The following is a 16,631-nucleotide window of genomic DNA, read 5'->3' as shown; positions in this document are numbered from 1 at the left end:
GCATATAGCCCCGCCGGCGATTGAGGCGCGGGGGTCCGGGGCGGAGCCCCGGTGAGCGGGAGAGGGGCGGGTAGGGGACACCGCCCCGCGCAGCGGCACCCGCCCGGCGCCCGGAGGTGGGCCGGGAAACGCCCGGCCAGGGCCTAGGCTGGCCGCTCGACCCCGCACCACCCTGGACCCGCATGCCCCCGAACCACCCCGCCCGCCGGCCCCTGGGGCGCGGCCCCGCCGCCCCGCAGGAACCGGCTGAGGCGCCCGCTGCGGCCCCGGCAGCCCCAGGAGGCATCGACGGCACCCCCGCGGCCTCCGCGGCCCCCGGTGACCCCCGGCAGGCCCCCGACGCGCCCCCCGCCGGAGGCGACGGCCGGTTCACGTTGCGGCTGGACAACTTCGAGGGCCCCTTCGACCTCCTGCTCCAGCTGATCTCCCGGCACAAGCTCGACGTCACCGAGGTCGCCCTCTCCCGGGTCACCGACGAGTTCATGGCGCACATCCGCGCCATGGGCCCCGACGGGGACCTCGACCAGACCACCGAGTTCCTCGTCGTCGCCGCCACCCTCCTCGACCTCAAGGCCGCCCGGCTGCTGCCCGCCGCCGAGGTGGAGGACGAGGCCGACCTCGCGCTCCTGGAGGCCCGCGACCTGCTGTTCGCCCGGCTGCTCCAGTACCGCGCCTACAAGCGGATCGCCGAGATCTTCGAGCACCGCGCCGCCGACGAGGGCCGCCGCTTCCCCCGGACCGTCGGGCTGGAGCCGCACCACGCCGACCTGCTGCCCGAGGTGGTCCTCGGCATCGGTGCCGACGGGCTCGCCCGCCTCGCGGTCAGGGCCATGCAGCCCCGGGCGAAGCCCGAGGTGTACGTCGACCACATCCACGCCCCGCTGGTCAGCGTCCGCGAGCAGGCGGGCCTCGTCGTGCGCCTGCTCAAGGCGCGCGGCGAGGCGACCTTCCGGGAGCTCACCGAGGACGCCCCGGACACCCTCACCGTCGTGGCCCGCTTCCTGGCGCTCCTGGAGCTCTACCGGGAGAAGGCCGTCGTCCTCGACCAGGAGGAGGCCCTGCTCACCCTCACCGTCCGCTGGTGCGGCGGGGACGGCGACGGCATGCCGACGGTGACCGACGAGTTCGACCGAGTCGTGGAGGTACGGGACTGATGGAGCTCGTGGAGCCCGGGGAGCTCAAGGGGGCCCTGGAGGCCGTCCTCATGGTGGTGGACGAGCCCGCGACCGCCGAGCACCTCGCCAAGGTGCTCGGACGCACCCCCCGGGAGGTCGCCGCCGCCCTCGCCGCCCTCGCCGACGAGTACACCGCGCAGCGCCGGGGCTTCGAGCTGCGCCCGGTCGCCGGGGGCTGGCGGTTCTACACCCGGCCCGAGTACGCGGAGGCCGTCGAGGCCTTCGTCCTGGACGGCCAGCAGGCCCGCCTCACCCAGGCGGCCCTGGAGACCCTCGCGGTCGTCGCGTACCGCCAGCCGGTCAGCCGATCGAGGGTCTCGGCGGTCCGCGGGGTCAACTGCGACGGGGTCATGCGGACCCTGCTCCAGCGGGGTCTGGTGGCCGAGGCGGGCACGGAACCCGAAACAGGTGCGATCCTGTACAGGACGACGAACTACTTTCTGGAGCGGATGGGCCTGCGCGGCCTGGACGAGCTCCCGGAGCTCGCGCCCTTCCTCCCCGAGGCGGACGCGATCGAAGCCGAGACGCAAGAAGGTGTGCCGTCGTTCGATCCGGACGCACCGGACACTGACGTAGACGACGACAAGACGACGGACATTTGATGCGAAGCAGCGGCAACGGCAACGGCGGCAACAGGAACAGCGGCGGCGGTGGCGGCGGCGGGCGCGGTGGCTCCCGCGGCGGCTCCTCCGGCGGTGGCGGTGGCTACCGCGGGGGCGGCTCCGGTGGCTCCCGCGGCGGCAGCGGCGGTGGCGCCCGCGGCGGCAGCTCCGGCGGCTCCCGCGGTGGCTACCAGGGCGGCGGCTCCCGCGGTGGCTACCAGGGCGGCTCCGACTCGCGCGACCGCGACCAGCCGGCCCCGCGCATCCGCAACCCGCGCCCCGAGGAGCGCCGCTACGACGTGGGCCCCGAGGGCGAGCGCAGCGGACGCAGCGGCCCCAAGGCCGGTGGCGGCGGTGCCCGTGGCGCGGCGGCGCGCGGCGGTGCCAAGGGCGGTCCCCGCACCCCCTCCCGTACCCCCGGCATCGGCGGCGCGGGCGGCCCGCGCAGCGGTCCGGGCAGCCGCAGCGGGCAGTCCCGCCCCCGCGAGCTGGACGCGCGGATCGAGGAGCGCGTGCGCGACCGGTACGCCGACAAGCCGGTGATCAAGACCCCGAAGACCTTCCCCGGCGCCGAGCTGGAGGGCGAGCGGCTGCAGAAGGTGCTGGCCCGGGCCGGCATGGGCTCGCGCCGCGCCTGCGAGGAGCTCATCGAGCAGGCCCGCGTCGAGGTCAACGGTGAGATCGTCACCGAGCAGGGCAAGCGCGTCCAGCCGAAGGACGAGATCAAGGTGGACGGCCTGACCGTCGCCACCCAGTCGTACCTGTTCTTCGCGCTGAACAAGCCGGCCGGCGTCGTCTCCACCATGGAGGACCCGGACGGCCGCCAGTGCCTGGGCGACTACGTCACCAACCGCGAGACCCGCCTCTTCCACGTCGGCCGGCTCGACACCGAGACCGAGGGCATCATCCTCCTCACCAACCACGGTGAGCTGGCCCACCGCCTCACGCACCCCAAGTACGGCGTGCAGAAGACCTACGTCGCCGCGATCACCGGCTCCCTGCCGCGCGACATCGGCAAGCGGCTCAAGGACGGCATCGAGCTGGAGGACGGGTACGCCCGTGCCGACAACTTCCGCGTCGTCGACCAGGTCGGCAAGAACTACCTGGTCGAGGTGACCCTCCACGAGGGCCGCAAGCACATCGTCCGCCGCATGCTGTCCGAGGCCGGCTTCCCGGTCGACAAGCTCGTCCGGACCGCCTTCGGCCCGATCGAGCTCGGCGACCAGAAGTCCGGCTGGCTGCGCCGCCTGACCAACACCGAGGTCGGCATGCTCATGCGCGAGGTCGGCCTCTAGCCCTCCCCGACACCCCCGTACGGAAGCCCGCGGTGCCACCGGCACCGCGGGCTTCCGCGTTCCCGGACGGGCTCTTGCCGGAGCGCACCCACCCTGTTTATAGTCAACCTGACTATTAAAGGGAGCGGGTGGCCCCATGGGCTGGTACATGAGCTGGACCGAGGTCCTCGGCTTCGCCACGGGCGCCGTGTGCGTCTGGCTGGTGGCGCGGCAGCACGTCGCCAACTGGCCGGTCGGCATCGCCAACAACGTGTTCTTCATCGTCCTGTTCGCCCAGGCCGGCCTCTACGCCGACGCCGGGTTGCAGATCGTCTTCATCGCCCTCGCCGCGTACGGCTGGTGGTCCTGGACCCACGGGGGTGGACCAGGAACCGCCGAGGCCCTGCCGGTGCGCCGCACATCGCGCGCCGCATGGCTCTGGCTGCTCGCGGCGGGGGCGGTGGGGACCGCCGCGCTGACCCTGCTCCTCGGCCGGGTCAGCGACTCCACCGTCCCCTTCTGGGACGCGCTCACCACCGCCCTCTCGCTCATGGCCACCTACGGGCAGTGCCGCAAGCTCCTGGAGTCCTGGTGGCTGTGGATCGCCGCCGACCTCGTCTACGTCCCGCTGTACGCCTACAAGGGGCTGTACCTGACCTCGGTCCTCTACGTGGGCTTCCTCGCCCTGTGCGTGGCCGGGTACGTCGGCTGGCGCCGGGCGCTCCCGGCACGCGGCGCCCGTACGGCCGAGGCCGCGGGAGCGGCCGCATGAGCGGCGGCCGGCGGTTCGGCCACGGGCTGGTGCTCGGCAAGTTCTACCCGCCGCACGCAGGCCACCACCACCTCGTGCGCACCGCCCAGGACCAGTGCGAGCGGCTGACCGTGCTGGTGTGCGCCGCCTCGGTGGAATCCGTCCCGCTCGCCGACCGGGTCGCCTGGATGCGCGAGGAGCACCCCGGCGCGGACGTCGTCGGCGCGGTCGACGACGTCCCCGTGGACCTGCACGACCCGGAGGTCTGGGAGGCGCACATGGCGATCTTCCGGGCGGCGGTGGGCCGGCCAGTGGACGCCGTCTTCACCTCCGAGGAGTACGGGACCGAGCTCGCCCGGCGCTTCGGCGCCGAGGAGGTCCTCGTGGACCCGGCGCGCAGCCTGTTCCCGGTCTCCGGGACGGCCGTACGGGCGGATCCGGCCGGCTGCTGGGAGTTCCTGGGACCGGCCGTACGGGCGGCGCTGACCCGGCGGGTCGTCGTGCTCGGCGCCGAGTCCACCGGCACCACGACCCTCTCGCGGGAGCTCGCCGCGCACTACCGGCGGCGCGGCGGGGTGTGGGCGAAGACCGGCTGGGTCGCCGAGTACGGGCGCGAGTACAGCGAGGAGAAGCTGGCCGCGGCCCGCGCGGTGGACCCGGCGGCCTCCTGGGAGCACATGACCTTCGCGTCTGCGGAGTTCCCCGTGATCGCCCGCAGGCAGGACGGGAACGAGGACCGGGCCGCCCGGCTGGGCTCGCCGGTGCTGTTCTGCGACACCGACTCCTTCGCCACGGGCATCTGGCACGAGCGCTACGTCGGCGGACGCAACCGCGAGGTCGAGGCGATCGCCGCGCGGACCCGGCGGGACCTGTACCTGCTGACGGACCACGAAGGGGTCCCCTTCGAGGACGACGGGCTGCGCGACGGACCGGAGCTCAGACCCTGGATGACCGCGCGCTTCCGGCGGGAACTCGCCCGCACGGGCAGGCGTTTCCTGGTGGTGGGCGGCGACCGGCGCGCGCGGCTGGAGCAGGCCGTCGCCGCCGTCGACGGCCTGCTGGCCGAGGGCTGGCAGTTCACCGCCCCCCTCCCGGAGCGCCGGTGAACCCCCCGGCGGCGGACGATGCCGCCCGCCCCGGCCCGGAGGCCGCCGCCTCCTACGACCCGTACGCCTTCGAGCCGTTCGCGGTGACCGTCGACCTGGCGGTGCTCACCGTGCGCGGCGGCGCCCTGCACGTCCTGCTGATCCGGCGCGGGCAGGAGCCGTACGCCGGGGCCTGGGCCCTGCCCGGCGGCTTCGTGCTGCCCCGGGAGTCCGCGGAGACGGCGGCGCTGCGCGAGCTCGCCGAGGAGACGGGCCTGCCGCCCGAGCTGGTCGGCGCCCTGCACCTGGAGCAGCTGCGCACCTACAGCGAACCGGACCGCGACCCCCGGATGCGGGTGGTCTCCGTCGCCTTCACCGCGCTCGTCCCCGACCTGCCCGAACCGGCCGAGGACGGCGGAGGGGACGCCGACCGGGCCCGCTGGGTGCCGGTGGCGCAGGCCTCCGGGCTCGCGTTCGACCACGGCCGGATCCTCGCGGACGCCCGCCTGCGGGTGGGCGCGAAGCTGGAGTACACCTGCCTCGCCACCGCCTTCTGCCCGCCCGAGTTCACCCTCGGGGAACTCCAGGCCGTCTACGAGACCGTCTGGGGCACCGGCCTGGACCGCCCCAACTTCCGCCGCAAGGTGCTCGCCACCCCCGGCTTCGTCGAAGCCGTCCCCGGAGCCGCCCGGCTCACCGGCGGCCGCGGCAAACCGGCCGCCCTCTACCGGGCCGGACCGGCGACCAGCCTCCACCCGCCCCTGCTGCGACCCACGGAAGGACCGACCCCGTGACCGCCCCCAAGCGCGCCGCGACCGGCGCCCTCATCGGCCTGGCCCTGGGCGACGCCCTCGGCTTCCCGACCGAGTTCGACGACGTCCCGGCCATCCTGGCCAAGACCGGCCCCTGGCGGCAGATGCGGCTGCCCCGCCCGGCGATCGTCACCGACGACACCCAGATGACCCTGGCCCTGGCCCGCGGGATACGGACGGCCGCCGAGCGCGGCCGCGTCGGCCCGCTGCGCCTGGCCCGGCCGGTGCGCGAGGAGTTCGTCGACTGGTACCACTCCCCGGAGAACAACCGCGCCCCCGGCCGCACCTGCCTGGTCGCCTGCGGCCTGCTGAACGACCCGGCGCGGGACTGGCGGGACGCCAGCCAGACCGGCTCCAAGGGCTGCGGCGCCAACATGCGCGTGGCGCCCGTCGGCCTGGTCCCCGGCTGGACGGACGAGGAGCGCGCGGGCGCCGCCCAGCTCCAGTCGGCCCTCACCCACGGCCACCCCACCGCCCTCGCCGCCTCCGACCTGACCGCCCGCGCCGTGCACCTCCTGGCGCAGGGCACCGAGGTGACGGGCCTGGTCGGGCGGCTGCGCTCGTACGCCCTGGAGAACCGCACCCGCTACCACGAGCGCTGGCTCGGCGACCTCTGGATGCGCACCGCCTCCGACGCCTCCCCGGAGTCCTTCATCGCCCGCGGCTGGGACGAGTGCCTGGCCGTCCTGGACCGGCTCACGGCGGCCCTGCGCACCCCCTCCCCGGAGACCGACCCCTGCCTGGCCACCGGCGAGGGCTGGATCGCCGAGGAGGCCCTGGCCACGGCCCTGCACTGCTTCCTGCTCTTCCCGGACGAACCCCTCCTGGCCCTGCGCCGCGCGGCCTGCACGGCGGGCGACTCGGACTCGATCGCCTGCCTGGCCGGCGCCTTCGCGGGCGCCCACCTCGGCGCGGACGCCTGGCCCCGCGACTGGGAGGGCGGCATCGAATACCGCGAGGAACTCCTGTCCTTCGGCACCCTCTGGGACGCGTGAGCCGTGCTGGACGCCCTGAGCATCGACCTCACCCCCGTCGTGGCGCAGCAGCCCGACCCGCTGCTGTTCGCCACGGTCTCGGGGGCCCATCTGTACGGGTTCCCCTCCCGGGACTCCGACGTCGACCTGCGCGGCGCCCACCTGCTGCCGCCGCGCGCCCTGCTCGGCCTGCGGGAGCCGGAGGAGACCCGGACCCGGATGTGGGACGAGGACGGGGTGGAGCTGGACCTCGTCACGCACGACCTGCGCAAGTTCGTCCGCCTCATGCTGCGCCGCAACGGCTACGTCCTGGAGCAGCTGCTGTCCCCCCTGGTGGTGCACACGACCCCGGCGCACGCCGAGCTGGTCGCGCTGGCGCCCGGCGTGCTGACCGGCCACCACGTGCACCACTACCGGGGCTTCGCGAACACCCAGTGGCGGCTTTTCGAGAAGACGGCCGAGCTCAAGCCGCTGCTGTACGCCTTCCGGGCGCTGCTGACGGGCATCCACCTGATGCGGGCCGCCGAGGTGCAGGCGCACCTGCCCACCCTGATCGGAGAGGTGCCGGAGGCGCCCCCGTACCTCGCCGAGCTGATCGCCGCCAAGGTGGCGGCCGAGCACGGCGGGTACGAAGGACCGGGCGTCGAGCGGGTCGCGCGGGACTTCGAGGCCCTGCACGCGGTTCTGGACGCGGCGCGGCTGGGTTCCTCGCTGCCGGAGTACGTGAGCGCGTACGAGGAACTCGACGAGTTCGTCGTGCGCCACCGGGAGGGTTAGGGCAGCGCCGACGCCCGGCGGGTGCGGTGGAGGAAGTCGGCGACGCGGGGGAGGTCCGGGGCGGCGGGGAGGGGGGTGGTGGTGAGGGCGGTGTCGGATTCCCCGGTCAGGCGGGTCATCCAGGTGTCGACCTCCTCCCAGGTCAGCTCGCCCCGCTTCACCGCCAGGAGGCGGTCGCGGTACGGGGTGGCGTCGACGTCCAGGCGGCCCGTGCGCAGCAGGTCTCGGCAGGACAGGAGCAGGCGCAGCAGGTGCATGGCGTGCTTCCAGCGGGGGGCGCCGTGCAGGCGGACGTCCGCGACGAGTTTGCGGTGCTGGCCGGCCGCGTAGCGGGTGAAGGTGGCGTGGGCCCGGCGGGAGAGGAAGGCGTCGCGCAGGGAGACGAGTTCCTCTCCCACCGGGGTGATCCGGTCCACCAGGGGCGAGTGCAGGCACTCCAGGATGTTCGGGTTGGCGCGCAGCGCGAGCTCGCAGAAGCGCTCCAGTTCCCAGGAGAACTCCTCCTCCCGCGGCCCCTCCACGTGCGTGGGGGGCTTGTCGAACCGCCAGTAGAGCGGCGTGGGGGCGAGGAAGACACCGCGCCGGTCGGTGTCGCTCGCCTCCGTGGCCAGCCCGAAGGCGCGGGAGCCCGTCACGCAGGCGTAGATCGTGTGGTCCCGGACCAGGGTGAGGTCGTCCATGCGGGGGAGGTTAGGCGGGCGGAGCGGGGCTAGGCGAGCGAGATTTCGCCGTTCGGGGCCACCTTGATCTGCTGCTCCGCCAGCGGGCGCGCCGCCGGGCCCTTGGCCACCGCACCGTCCGCGATCTGGAACCTGCTGCCGTGGCAGGGGCAGTCGATGGTGCCGTCCGCGACCTTGTCCACCAGGCAGCCCGAGTGGGTGCAGACCGCCGAGAAGCAGCGGAAGGACCCCGCCGTCGGCTGGGTCACCACCAGCTTCGCCTCCTTGAGGACCGTGCCGCCGCCGACCGGCACCTTCGAGGAGTCCACGAGGGGCTTCGCCGCCTGGGGCGGGGCCGACGCCGCCGGGCCCGCCGGCTCGGTGGCGGGCTTGTTCTCGCCGCCGCCGCAGGCGGCGAGCGTGCCGCCCGCCAGGGCGGCCGCCCCGGCCGCGAGTACCGTGCGCCGGGCGGTCTGTGACTCGGTCATGGGAGCTCCGTGGTTCGTCGGTGGCGGGGTTGGCGAGGAGCATCCTGGCGCGTGCCGGGCTCCGATTGAAGCCCGCCACTCCGGTTCACCCGCCCGGGTGCCAGGGGGTCAGCTCCGCCGCACCGCCATCGGGCGTGCGTACGACCTCCCACACGCGCACCACGGCCTCCCGGTTCAACGGGCCGTGGACGTGCGGGTAGGGGTCCTCGGGGCCGGTCCGGCGGACCTCCGCCGTCAGGGCCGCCTCGTCGAGCTCCACGGCGAGCAGCGGGCCCGGCACCTCCCGGTAGTGGGACCCCGCGATCGCGAGGACGGTCGGCCGGTCCGCCGAACAGTGGACGAACCCCTCGGAGGCGAGCGAGGCGGGGGCGTACGGGAGCTGGGGAGCGGCGCTCCAGCCGGCGAGCGGGACGATGTGGAAGATCATGCCGGTGGTTCTACCGCACGGACGCCGACCCCCGTGCGCCAGGTGGCGGTACGGGATGATCCGGGCGACATTGTCCGTGTCCCGAAACCGGGCCCGCCCCGACGCGCGCCCGGTCCCCCCTCGAAAGGCACAGGACCATGGCGGGTAACGACCTCGGCTCCCTGCTCGGCGGACTCCTCGGCGGTGGCCAGGGCGGCAGCGGCGGCGCGGCGGGCGGCGGCGGGGGCAACATCCTCGGCGCGCTGCTGGGCGCCCTCATGGGCGGCGGCGGCACGGGCGGCGGCCGGGCGGCCGGAGGCGCGGACAACCCCCTCGGCGGCCTGCTGGACATGCTCACCAAGTCCGGCCTCGCCGACCAGGCCCAGTCCTGGATCGGCACCGGTGACAACCAGCCCGTCAGCGGCGCCCAGATCAAGGAGGCGCTCCCGGACGACGCCCTCCGGCAGGCGGCCCAGCAGGCGGGCGTCAGCCCCGACGAGGCCGCCGACCAGCTCGCGCAGGCCCTCCCGCAGGCCGTCGACAAGCTGACCCCCGGTGGCCGGGTGCCGACCGAGTCGCTGGAGGACATCATCCGGCAGCAGAACCTCTGACCCCCGGCGCGGTACGGCCACCAGGGCCCGGCCCCGTCCACAGGGCGGACCGCCGGGTCCTTCCGCGGTACCGAGTGGCTACCCTGAGTCAGGCCCGGCCCGTCGTTACGTGATCCCCCTTGGAGCGCCCCGTGAGAACCGCCGTCGTCATCGGAACCGGACTGATCGGCACCTCGGCGGCGCTCGCCCTGACCGCCCGCGGGATCTCCGTCCACCTCGTCGACCACGACCCCGCACAGGCCCGTACCGCCGCCGCCCTGGGCGCCGGCACCGACGACGCCCCCGAGGGCCAGGTCGACCTCGCGATCGTCGCCGTGCCGCCCGCCCACGTGGCCGCGGCCCTGGCCGACGCCATCGGCCGCGGACTGGCCCGGGCCTACGTGGACGTGGCCAGCGTCAAGGGCGGCCCGCGCCGCGAGCTCGCCGCCCTGGGCGCCGACACCTCCGCCTACATCGGCACCCACCCCATGGCCGGCAAGGAGCGCTCCGGCCCGCTGGCCGCGACCGCCGACCTGTTCGAGGGCCGCCCCTGGGTGCTGACCCCCACCCGGGACACCGACCACGAGGTGCTGAACCTCGCGCTGGAGCTCGTCGCCCTGTGCCGGGCCGTCCCCGTCGTGATGGACGCCGACGCCCACGACCGGGCGGTCGCCCTGGTCTCGCACACCCCGCAGCTGGTCTCCAGCATGGTCGCCGCCCGCCTGGAGGAGGCGGACGAGACCGCGGTGCGCCTCTGCGGGCAGGGCATCCGCGACGTGACCCGGATCGCCGCCTCCGACCCCCGCATGTGGGTGGAGATCCTCTCCGCCAACCCCGGCCCCGTCGCCGACGTCCTGGCCGGCATCGCCGCCGACCTGGAGGAGACGGTGGAGGCCCTGCGCGGCCTCCAGTCCGCCGACGAGGCCAAGCGCCGGGGCGGGGCCGCCGGCATCGAGGACGTCCTCAAGCGCGGCAACGCCGGCCGCGTCCGCGTCCCCGGCAAGCACGGCGCGGCCCCCATGGCCTACGAGACGGTCGGGGTGTTCATCAGCGACAAGCCCGGCGAGCTGGCCCGGATCTTCGCCGACGCCGGCCGGGCCGGGGTCAACATCGAGGACGTGCGGATCGAGCACGCCACCGGCCAGCAGGCCGGTCTGGTCCAGCTCATGGTGGAGCCCCGGGCCGTCGCCCCGCTGACCGCCGAGCTGCGGGAGCGCGGCTGGGCGCTGCGCCAGCAGTAGTCCCGGCGCGGGACGGGCCGACCGGGGCCGGGACCGGAGGGTTCCGGGGCCCGGTAACCTGGTGAGGGGCGCTATTGGCGCGCCCGGACACGTACGCGCAACCAGGAAGGTGCCCGCACCGTGGAATCCGCAGCTCCGTCCGCCGTGATCGTCGCCATCGACGGTCCCTCCGGCACGGGCAAGTCCAGCACCTCCAAGGCCGTGGCCGCCAAGCTCGGGCTGCGCTACCTGGACACCGGTGCCCAGTACCGGGCCATCACCTGGTGGATGATCACCAACGGCATCGACACCGACGACCCGCAGGCGATCGCCCTCGCGGCCGGCAAGCCGGCCATCGTCTCCGGCACGGACCCCTCCGCGCCCACCATCACCGTGGACGGCCAGGACGCCTCCGGCCCCATCCGCACCCAGGAGGTCACCTCCAAGGTCAGCGCCGTCAGCGCCGTCCCCGAGGTGCGCACCCTGATCACCGAGCTCCAGCGCTCCATCGCCGCCGAGGCGGCGGCGGAGGCCGACGGGATCGTGGTCGAGGGCCGGGACATCGGCACCACCGTCCTGCCCGACGCCGACCTCAAGGTCTTCCTGACCGCCTCCGCCGAGGCCCGCGCCGCCCGCCGCAGCGGCGAGCTGCGCGGCAAGGAGGCCACCGACCTGGCCGCCACCAGGGAAGCCCTGATCAAGCGGGACGCCGCCGACTCCGGCCGCAAGACCTCCCCGCTGGCCAAGGCCGCCGACGCCGTCGAGGTGGACACCACCGAGCTCACCCTCGACCAGGTGATCGAGTGCGTCGTGACCCTGGTGGAAGAGCGGCGGGGCAAGTGAGCGATACGCCCTCCCTCAAGGGTGCGGCGGTCGGCAGACGCATCGGAATCGGGCTCATGTACGGGCTCTGGAAGCCGCGTGTGCTGGGTGCCTGGAAGGTACCCGCCAGCGGCCCCGTGATCCTGGCCGTGAACCACTCCCACAACATCGACGGCCCCCTGGTCATGGGCACGGCCCCCCGGCCGCTGCACTTCCTGATCAAGAAGGAGGCGTTCGTCGGTCCCCTCGGTCCCTTCCTGGAGGGGATCGGGCAGGTGAAGGTCGACCGCTCCGGCACCGACCGGACCGCCGTCACCCGCGCCCTGGACGTCCTCGGCAACGGCGGCGCCCTCGGGATATTCCCCGAGGGCACCCGCGGCGACGGGGACTTCGCGTCCCTGCGCGCCGGCCTCACCTACTTCGCGGTCCGCAGCGGCGCCCCCATCGTGCCGGTCGCCGTCCTCGGCAGCACCGAGGCCAAGGGCCGGCTCGTCAAGGGCCTGCCGCCGCTGCGCAGCCGCGTCGACATCGTCTTCGGCTCCGCCTTCGAGGCCGGGGACGGCACGGGCCGCCGGACGCGGACCGCGCTGGACGCGGCCACCGTGCGCATCCAGGACCGGCTGACCGCCCACCTGGCCGACGCCAAGCGCCTCACCGGGCGCTGAGCGAGACTTGAACCCAGTAGTGGTGCCCGCCGCGCGGACGACACCACCGACCACCACGAACGACGAGGAACGGACTTCATGAACGACCAGCACGACCACGGAGCACTTGGCGACGCCGAGTACGCGGAGTTCATGGAGCTCGCCGCGGAGGAAGGCTTCGACCTCGACGAGGTCGAGGACGCGATCGGGGAGGCCGGTCACGGCCCGCTCCCGGTCCTCGCGGTCGTCGGCCGCCCGAACGTCGGCAAGTCGACCCTGGTCAACCGCATCATCGGCCGCCGCGAGGCGGTCGTCGAGGACAAGCCGGGCGTCACCCGCGACCGCGTGACCTACGAGGCCGAGTGGGCGGGCCGCCGCTTCAAGGTGGTCGACACCGGCGGCTGGGAGCAGGACGTCCTCGGCATCGACGCCTCCGTCGCCGCCCAGGCCGAGTACGCCATCGAGACCGCCGACGCGGTCGTCTTCGTCGTGGACGCCAAGGTCGGCGCCACCGACAGCGACGAGGCCGTCGTCAAGCTGCTGCGCCGGGCCGGCAAGCCCGTCGTCCTGTGCGCCAACAAGGTCGACGGCCAGAGCGGCGAGGCCGACGCGGCCTACCTGTGGTCCCTGGGCCTGGGCCAGCCGTACCCGGTCTCCTCGCTGCACGGCCGCGGCACGGGCGACATGCTCGACGCCGTCCTGGAGGTCCTGCCGGAGGCCCCCGAGCAGACCTTCGGCGGGGCCCCGATCGGCGGCCCGCGCCGGATCGCCCTGATCGGCCGCCCGAACGTCGGCAAGTCCTCGCTGCTGAACAAGGTGGCCCGCGAGGACCGCGTCGTCGTCAACGAGCTGGCCGGCACCACCCGCGACCCGGTCGACGAGCTGATCGAGCTCGGCGGGGTCACCTGGAAGTTCGTGGACACCGCGGGCATCCGCAAGAAGGTCCACCTCCAGCAGGGCGCCGACTACTACGCCTCGCTGCGTACGGCCGCCGCCGTCGAGAAGGCCGAGGTGGCGGTCATCCTGATCGACACCACCGAGAACATCTCCGTCCAGGACCAGCGCATCATCACCATGGCCGTCGAGGCCGGCCGCGCGATCGTCATCGCCTACAACAAGTGGGACGAGCTGGACGAGGAGCGCCGCTACTACCTCGAGCGCGAGATCGAGACCGAGATGCAGCAGGTCTCCTGGGCGCCCCGGGTCAACGTCTCGGCGAAGACCGGCCGCCACATGGAGAAGCTGGTCCCGGCGATCGAGGCCGCCCTCGCGGGCTGGGAGACGCGCGTCCCCACGGGCCGGCTGAACGCCTTCCTCGGCGAGATCGTCGCCGCGCACCCGCACCCGATCCGCGGCGGCAAGCAGCCCCGCATCCTGTTCGGTACCCAGGCGGGCAGCAAGCCGCCGCGGTTCGTCCTCTTCGCCTCCGGCTTCCTGGAGCACGGCTACCGGCGCTTCATCGAGCGCCGCCTGCGCGAGGAGTTCGGCTTCGAGGGCACCCCGCTGCACATCTCGGTGCGGGTGCGCGAGAAGCGCGGCGCCCAGTACAAGAAGAAGAAGTAGCGGTCGCGGTGGCGCGCCGGGGTCAGTAGCCCCGGCGCGGAGCGGGCGGCAGGGCCGCCGGGATGTGCTGCATCCCGGTGTGGTGCTGCCGCCCGTCGCCGTATCCGGAGCCCGGCGCGGCCCCGGACGACGGTACGGCGACGGCGGCGCCGGCGTGGGCGTAGAGCGGCTGCGGGACGACCGGCGCGGGCGGGTACGCCGGCTGCCAGGGGTCGGAGCGCTGCCATGCGGAACCGTTCCACCCGGCGGCGTACGAGCCGCTGCCGTAGGCGACGGCGGAGGACCCGGAGTAGGAGCCGCCGTACGAGGACGAGCCGTACGAGGACGAGCCGTACGAGGAGTTGTACGAGGACCCGTACGAGAACGCGGTGAAGCCGAGGTCCTCCTCGCCGGACCGGTCGCCCGGCAGAGCCCGGAAGGACCTCAGGTACTCGGAGTACAGGGCGTCGAAGATCGGGGTGTGCGAGGCGGCCGGAGCGTGGTCCCGGTCCAGTGCGGGGCGCATCGGGGGGACGCTGCTCGGATGGGACGGGGCGCGGGAGGGGTCGTATGCATGCACGTATCAGCCAACGAAACCGGGGCGCTGCGGATGCGGGGTGACGGGGCGTAAAACGCAGATCGCCGGGGGTGCGCGGGACGGACCGCGCACCCCCGGCGCATGCCGCCCGGCCTCCTTCGTGGGGAGGACGGGCGGCCGTTTCCGGCGGGGAGGGAAGGCTCGGGGGTCAGGCGCCCGCGGCACCCGCGAGGGGCATGGAGGCCGCGACGAGCTTGCCGTTGCTCGCGGCCTTGTCCAGGGCGTCGCGGAGCAGGTCCTCGCGCGGCTGCTGGCCGATGGAGCCGACGGGGGCGGCGTACACCAGGACCCGCTGGGTCTTGTTGACGGCGGCCCGCCAGCCGTCGGTGACGGACAGCGCCTGGTGCGCCTGCCACCAGGAGGCCTGGGGGCCGCCGCCCGCGCCGGGCTGGAGCACGGCGTGCAGCTGGCCGCCGGCCAGCAGGACGGACCAGCCCTCGAGGGCGGAGGGCACCTGGTTGGTGTCGGTGACGGGGATGAAGCCCTGCTCGATGAGGAGCGGCAGGAAGTCGTCGCCGGGGCCGGTGGTGCCGGGGCGGGCGATCGGCGCGGTCGGCTCGACGACGAGCGCGGGGTGCAGGTCGCCGTTGATCAGGATCAGGCCGCTGGTGATGCCGAGGACGGCCTGGCCGCCGGGGACGCTCTGCGGGACCTCGCCGGCGGGGGTCGCCTCGGGGGCGGGGCTGTCACCGGTGATGCTGCGGACCGCGCCCTGGAGCTCGGCCTCGGAGACCGTGACCACCTGGGAGGGGATGCAGCCGGCGTGGGCGAAGGCGAGGACGGCCGTCTCCTCGCCCACGAACAGCACGGTGCTCGTCGGGTCGGTCTCGGGGTCGCCGGGGGTGCGGCAGGAGGTGCAGTCGTAACTGCCCGGGGCGTCGTCGCCGGTGAGCAGCCTGTCGGCTTCTTCGTCACCGATCTCGGCACGTACCTCAAGACTGACGTCGAGCATGCGCGGCACGGGGGGGCTCCTCATTCGTGCGGGGGCCGGGGGGTTCCCGGCTCGCCGGGCACAACGGCCGAGGCTCGGCCGGGGTCACGCCGTTTGAGGGAACGGAATCGAACCGGCCACCCGAACGAGTGAAGTGGGCGGGGATGGCTTCGTTTTCCTGCCAACTGTTGCTTGTTTGTGCGCAGTTGGTGGCCGTGGCTGGCCGTTTGGGGGGTGGGGCGGCGGTCGGCCGTCCGGGTGGGGCGCGGGGGAGCGCCGCGTGGCGGGGCGGACGGGAGCGGGGGGCTGCGTAGCGTGGCGCGATGCCCGACGTCTGCCTCCGGGTCCGCTTCCGGGTCCGTTCCCGGCGGGCCGCGCTCGCGGCCTGCGCCGCGCTGGTGCTCGTACTCCCGTGGGGTGCCGGGGCGGTCGCGGCGCCGCCCCCGCCGGCTCCCGGGCCGGCGGGGGCCGCGCACCCCGGTTCGCCGGGGGTGATCGGGAGGGGGCCGGGGGACTGCGGGCCGGGCGGGGAGTGGCCGTGGGACTGCGTCGCGGACTGCGAGAGCAGCGGGCGCTGGGCGGTGAACACGGGCAACGGCTTCTACGGGGGGCTGCAGTTCTGGCATCCGACGTGGGTGGAGTACGGGGGGCTGGTGTTCGCGGCGCGGGCGGACCTGGCCACGCGGGAGCAGCAGATCCGCGTCGCGGAGGAGGTGCTGGGGACGCAGGGGTGGGACGCGTGGCCGGTGTGCGCGAAGCGGTACGGGCTGGCGGGGCGGATGCATGTGGTGCGGGGTGGGGACACGTTGGACGGCATCGCGCGCCGCCGTCGCGTGGTGGGGGGCTGGCGGGCCCTGTACGAGGCGAACCGCCCGGTGATCGGCCCGGACCCCGCCGCCCTCCACCCCGGCCTCCTCCTCACCCTCCCGGGCCCGCCCCCGCCCCCGCTCCCGGTCGACCCGGCCCCGTCGACCCCGGCCCCGTCGACCCCGGCCCCCGTCGGGCCCGCCCCGGCGACCTCGGCCCCCGCCGCGCCGGTGACCACGGCGACCCCGGTCCCGGCCGCCCCTGCGGGGGCGGTTCGGGTGCGCTGAGCCGTCTGCTGCGGACCGTTGCCGCTGCGCGGGGCGGTCCCCCACCCGCCCTTCCGCCGTTCCCACCTCAAGCGCCGCTGCGGCTAGGGGTGGTGGCGCTCCGCACCCGGGTGCGGTCCACTACACGGCGCTCCGCGCCCGCGCCTCAATCGCCGGCGCGGCTGAAAGATTCGGGGCTCCGCCCCGG

19 protein-coding genes are annotated in these 16,631 nt (G+C 74.6%); 14 read left to right on the top strand and 5 right to left on the bottom strand.

The genetic code is table 11. The annotated features are described in order from the left end of the window. Positions 1-182: 182 nt before the first annotated feature. The 8 genes from ACFVXK_RS29865 (at position 183) to ACFVXK_RS29830 (ending at position 7,450) form a co-directional block, all read left to right on the top strand. On the top strand, positions 183-1,154 hold the full coding sequence (locus ACFVXK_RS29865) for a segregation and condensation protein A (RefSeq protein ID WP_389617483.1): 972 nt from the start codon (positions 183-185) through the stop codon (positions 1,152-1,154). Continuing rightward, the gene (gene scpB, locus ACFVXK_RS29860) at positions 1,154-1,777 is read left to right on the top strand and encodes an SMC-Scp complex subunit ScpB (RefSeq protein WP_389617480.1); all 624 of its coding nucleotides are present in this window, start codon (positions 1,154-1,156) and stop codon (positions 1,775-1,777) included. The genes ACFVXK_RS29865 and scpB overlap by 1 nt, the downstream gene beginning before the upstream one ends. Next, positions 1,777-3,072, top strand: coding sequence for a pseudouridine synthase (locus ACFVXK_RS29855; RefSeq protein WP_389617478.1), 1,296 nt, complete (start codon positions 1,777-1,779; stop codon positions 3,070-3,072). The genes scpB and ACFVXK_RS29855 overlap by 1 nt, the downstream gene beginning before the upstream one ends. Positions 3,073-3,208: 136 nt before the next feature. Beyond that, positions 3,209-3,823 (top strand): nicotinamide riboside transporter PnuC, encoded by a 615-nt coding sequence (pnuC, locus tag ACFVXK_RS29850; protein WP_389617475.1) that lies wholly within the window; start codon positions 3,209-3,211, stop codon positions 3,821-3,823. Further along, positions 3,820-4,908 (top strand): AAA family ATPase, encoded by a 1,089-nt coding sequence (locus ACFVXK_RS29845; RefSeq protein ID WP_389617472.1) that lies wholly within the window; start codon positions 3,820-3,822, stop codon positions 4,906-4,908. Before pnuC ends, ACFVXK_RS29845 begins: the two co-directional genes overlap by 4 nt. After that, complete coding sequence (locus ACFVXK_RS29840; RefSeq protein ID WP_389617469.1) at positions 4,905-5,681, top strand: NUDIX domain-containing protein; 777 nt, start codon at positions 4,905-4,907, stop codon at positions 5,679-5,681. The genes ACFVXK_RS29845 and ACFVXK_RS29840 overlap by 4 nt, the downstream gene beginning before the upstream one ends. Beyond that, positions 5,678-6,694 (top strand): ADP-ribosylglycohydrolase family protein, encoded by a 1,017-nt coding sequence (locus tag ACFVXK_RS29835; protein ID WP_389617466.1) that lies wholly within the window; start codon positions 5,678-5,680, stop codon positions 6,692-6,694. The genes ACFVXK_RS29840 and ACFVXK_RS29835 overlap by 4 nt, the downstream gene beginning before the upstream one ends. Before the next feature lie 3 nt (positions 6,695-6,697). Next, a complete protein-coding gene (locus ACFVXK_RS29830) occupies positions 6,698-7,450 on the top strand; it encodes a DNA polymerase beta superfamily protein (RefSeq protein ID WP_389617463.1) in 753 nt (250 codons plus the stop codon). On the opposite strand, the gene ACFVXK_RS29825 is transcribed toward ACFVXK_RS29830, so the two are convergent. From ACFVXK_RS29825 to ACFVXK_RS29815, 3 genes are all read right to left on the bottom strand, one after another. After that, positions 7,447-8,130: a DNA polymerase beta superfamily protein gene (locus ACFVXK_RS29825; RefSeq protein ID WP_389617460.1), complete on the bottom strand. Its 684-nt coding sequence runs from the start codon at positions 8,128-8,130 to the stop codon at positions 7,447-7,449. The genes ACFVXK_RS29830 and ACFVXK_RS29825 overlap by 4 nt on opposite strands. 29 nt (positions 8,131-8,159) lie before the next feature. Further along, positions 8,160-8,597 carry a Rieske (2Fe-2S) protein gene (locus ACFVXK_RS29820; RefSeq protein ID WP_389617458.1) on the bottom strand — a complete coding sequence of 146 codons (438 nt, stop codon included), beginning with the start codon at positions 8,595-8,597 and terminating at the stop codon, positions 8,160-8,162. A gap of 85 nt (positions 8,598-8,682) precedes the next feature. Continuing rightward, on the bottom strand, positions 8,683-9,024 hold the full coding sequence (locus tag ACFVXK_RS29815) for a DUF952 domain-containing protein (protein ID WP_389617455.1): 342 nt from the start codon (positions 9,022-9,024) through the stop codon (positions 8,683-8,685). A 137-nt stretch (positions 9,025-9,161) separates the two neighbouring features. Between ACFVXK_RS29815 and ACFVXK_RS29810 the strand changes: the two genes are divergently transcribed. The 5 genes from ACFVXK_RS29810 (at position 9,162) to der (ending at position 13,842) form a co-directional block, all read left to right on the top strand. Next, entirely contained in the window at positions 9,162-9,614 is a 453-nt protein-coding gene (locus ACFVXK_RS29810; protein ID WP_389617452.1) for a YidB family protein, read from the top strand. A 131-nt stretch (positions 9,615-9,745) separates the two neighbouring features. After that, positions 9,746-10,834: a prephenate dehydrogenase gene (locus ACFVXK_RS29805; protein WP_389617449.1), complete on the top strand. Its 1,089-nt coding sequence runs from the start codon at positions 9,746-9,748 to the stop codon at positions 10,832-10,834. Positions 10,835-10,954: 120 nt separating this feature from the next. Next, positions 10,955-11,656 carry a (d)CMP kinase gene (cmk, locus tag ACFVXK_RS29800; protein ID WP_389617446.1) on the top strand — a complete coding sequence of 234 codons (702 nt, stop codon included), beginning with the start codon at positions 10,955-10,957 and terminating at the stop codon, positions 11,654-11,656. Then, the gene (locus ACFVXK_RS29795; protein ID WP_389617443.1) at positions 11,617-12,300 is read left to right on the top strand and encodes a lysophospholipid acyltransferase family protein; all 684 of its coding nucleotides are present in this window, start codon (positions 11,617-11,619) and stop codon (positions 12,298-12,300) included. The genes cmk and ACFVXK_RS29795 overlap by 40 nt, the downstream gene beginning before the upstream one ends. Positions 12,301-12,378: 78 nt before the next feature. Then, positions 12,379-13,842 (top strand): ribosome biogenesis GTPase Der, encoded by a 1,464-nt coding sequence (gene der / locus ACFVXK_RS29790; RefSeq protein ID WP_389617440.1) that lies wholly within the window; start codon positions 12,379-12,381, stop codon positions 13,840-13,842. 22 nt (positions 13,843-13,864) lie between these two features. On the opposite strand, the gene ACFVXK_RS29785 is transcribed toward der, so the two are convergent. Next, positions 13,865-14,347, bottom strand: coding sequence for a hypothetical protein (locus ACFVXK_RS29785; RefSeq protein WP_389617437.1), 483 nt, complete (start codon positions 14,345-14,347; stop codon positions 13,865-13,867). Positions 14,348-14,567: 220 nt separating this feature from the next. After that, positions 14,568-15,380: a hypothetical protein gene (locus ACFVXK_RS29780; protein WP_389617435.1), complete on the bottom strand. Its 813-nt coding sequence runs from the start codon at positions 15,378-15,380 to the stop codon at positions 14,568-14,570. Between the two features lie 293 nt (positions 15,381-15,673). On the opposite strand from ACFVXK_RS29780, the gene ACFVXK_RS29775 reads away from it, so the two are divergent. Next, complete coding sequence (locus tag ACFVXK_RS29775) at positions 15,674-16,444, top strand: transglycosylase family protein (protein WP_389617432.1); 771 nt, start codon at positions 15,674-15,676, stop codon at positions 16,442-16,444. Positions 16,445-16,631: the final 187 nt, after the last annotated feature.

Source organism: Streptomyces sp. NPDC058157 (assembly GCF_042884105.1).
GTDB lineage: Bacteria > Actinomycetota > Actinomycetes > Streptomycetales > Streptomycetaceae > Streptomyces.
This window is presented reverse-complemented; position numbering and strand designations above follow the sequence as displayed.

Excerpts from the sequence above, each read along its gene's own strand:
- ACFVXK_RS29865 (WP_389617483.1), top strand. The coding sequence starts at position 183 with ATGCCCCCGAACCACCCCGCCCGCCGGCCCCTGGGGCGCGGCCCCGCC.
- scpB (WP_389617480.1), top strand. The coding sequence starts at position 1,154 with ATGGAGCTCGTGGAGCCCGGGGAGCTCAAGGGGGCCCTGGAGGCCGTC.
- ACFVXK_RS29855 (WP_389617478.1), top strand. The coding sequence starts at position 1,777 with ATGCGAAGCAGCGGCAACGGCAACGGCGGCAACAGGAACAGCGGCGGC.
- pnuC (WP_389617475.1), top strand. The coding sequence starts at position 3,209 with ATGGGCTGGTACATGAGCTGGACCGAGGTCCTCGGCTTCGCCACGGGC.
- ACFVXK_RS29845 (WP_389617472.1), top strand. The coding sequence starts at position 3,820 with ATGAGCGGCGGCCGGCGGTTCGGCCACGGGCTGGTGCTCGGCAAGTTC.
- ACFVXK_RS29825 (WP_389617460.1), bottom strand. The coding sequence starts at position 8,130 with ATGGACGACCTCACCCTGGTCCGGGACCACACGATCTACGCCTGCGTG.
- ACFVXK_RS29820 (WP_389617458.1), bottom strand. The coding sequence starts at position 8,597 with ATGACCGAGTCACAGACCGCCCGGCGCACGGTACTCGCGGCCGGGGCG.
- ACFVXK_RS29815 (WP_389617455.1), bottom strand. The coding sequence starts at position 9,024 with ATGATCTTCCACATCGTCCCGCTCGCCGGCTGGAGCGCCGCTCCCCAG.
- ACFVXK_RS29810 (WP_389617452.1), top strand. The coding sequence starts at position 9,162 with ATGGCGGGTAACGACCTCGGCTCCCTGCTCGGCGGACTCCTCGGCGGT.
- der (WP_389617440.1), top strand. The coding sequence starts at position 12,379 with ATGAACGACCAGCACGACCACGGAGCACTTGGCGACGCCGAGTACGCG.
- ACFVXK_RS29785 (WP_389617437.1), bottom strand. The coding sequence starts at position 14,347 with ATGCGCCCCGCACTGGACCGGGACCACGCTCCGGCCGCCTCGCACACC.
- ACFVXK_RS29775 (WP_389617432.1), top strand. The coding sequence starts at position 15,674 with ATGCCCGACGTCTGCCTCCGGGTCCGCTTCCGGGTCCGTTCCCGGCGG.